The 1,197-nt window shown below is 41.9% G+C and carries 1 protein-coding gene; it reads left to right on the forward strand.

The genetic code is table 11. The features are described from left to right. Positions 1–167: 167 nt before the first annotated feature. Positions 168–1,115: a FimB/Mfa2 family fimbrial subunit gene (locus tag M2133_RS15575; RefSeq protein WP_277467121.1), complete on the forward strand. Its 948-nt coding sequence runs from the start codon at positions 168–170 to the stop codon at positions 1,113–1,115. Positions 1,116–1,197 lie beyond the last annotated feature (82 nt).

Consider the following 1,197-nt stretch of genomic DNA (forward strand, 5'->3'; position numbering starts at 1 on the left):
TTTTGAGAGAATATTGATGCTTTTAACTTTGTTTAACCTTAAATACTTGCAGGGGTGATTCTCCGCCTATATATTTGCATCGTGAATGAGAGATATACCGGGGTGAGGGTCCCGATCTTAAAGACACAAAACAATTAAAAAGTTCAACGTATACAAATTATTGAGTCATGAAAAAGAATACATTATCCAAAGGTTTAGTAGGTGCTTGGTTGATCGCTACCATTTTAGCGTTCACAGCTTGTTCTTCTGATGATTCCAATATGGAATACATCCAGAAGGATAACAATGTTACGGCCAGTACCGGAACATCTACCTCAGTAAGCCCCTATACGTTGACGCTGCAAGCCGTGTCCAAAGGCAAAGACATCACAACCAAAGGCGATGTAGAAAATGTAACCCTATTCGTTTTCGACGAAAACTACAACTACCTGGAAACAAAAACAATTGACAAATCAACGGTTTTAAACCGTCGCACGATATCGATCGCTGCTAACGCAACCGATAAAATAACCGTGGTTGCATACGCAGGATTAACAAACAACAAAGAAGAAGTTAGTTCACTCAACCAAAACAGCATTTTGACCGATTTACGTGTTCAGTTGAAACAAAACAATGGACAGGTCACTAATTCCCCCAGTGACCTGTTCCATGGACAACTTTCTATCGACCGTGCCAGTGTGACACGCGCAGAGGAAGCTCCTGTTTTGTCTATCGAAAGAAAAGTGGCTGAATTGTCACTGACCACCACAGGAATAGCCACGAAGTTTGGTACGACAAGTGGTGATTTTTACTACAAAATCAAAACCTCATCTTCTATGGTTAACTACAACGGCGAAATCGCTGGTGAAGAAGTAGAATATATTTTGCCGGCTACCATGAATGCCAATGGTAAATTGACAGCCGATCATCTCGCGATTTTACCTTCTGATGACGTAACGATAGAGCTTTACAGAGACGATATCCTGGTTCTTTCCAGCAAAAATCTCAAAAATACGCAAGAACTGTCTGTAAGCGCTTCAGAACAGCTCGACATCGTTTTCGATGCAACAAAAGCGAACCTGAGTCTGATCGTAGCCGCATGGGGACAGGTTATTAACCGTGTAACCGTAGGATAACAGAGACCCTCAATTTTTGTATACGAACATATGGCGCACATCCGGATTTTCCGGATGTGCGCTTCTTCTTTACGTAGGACAC

Source organism: Parabacteroides sp. PF5-6 (assembly GCF_029504695.1).
Classification (GTDB): Bacteria; Bacteroidota; Bacteroidia; order Bacteroidales; family Tannerellaceae; genus QVMG01.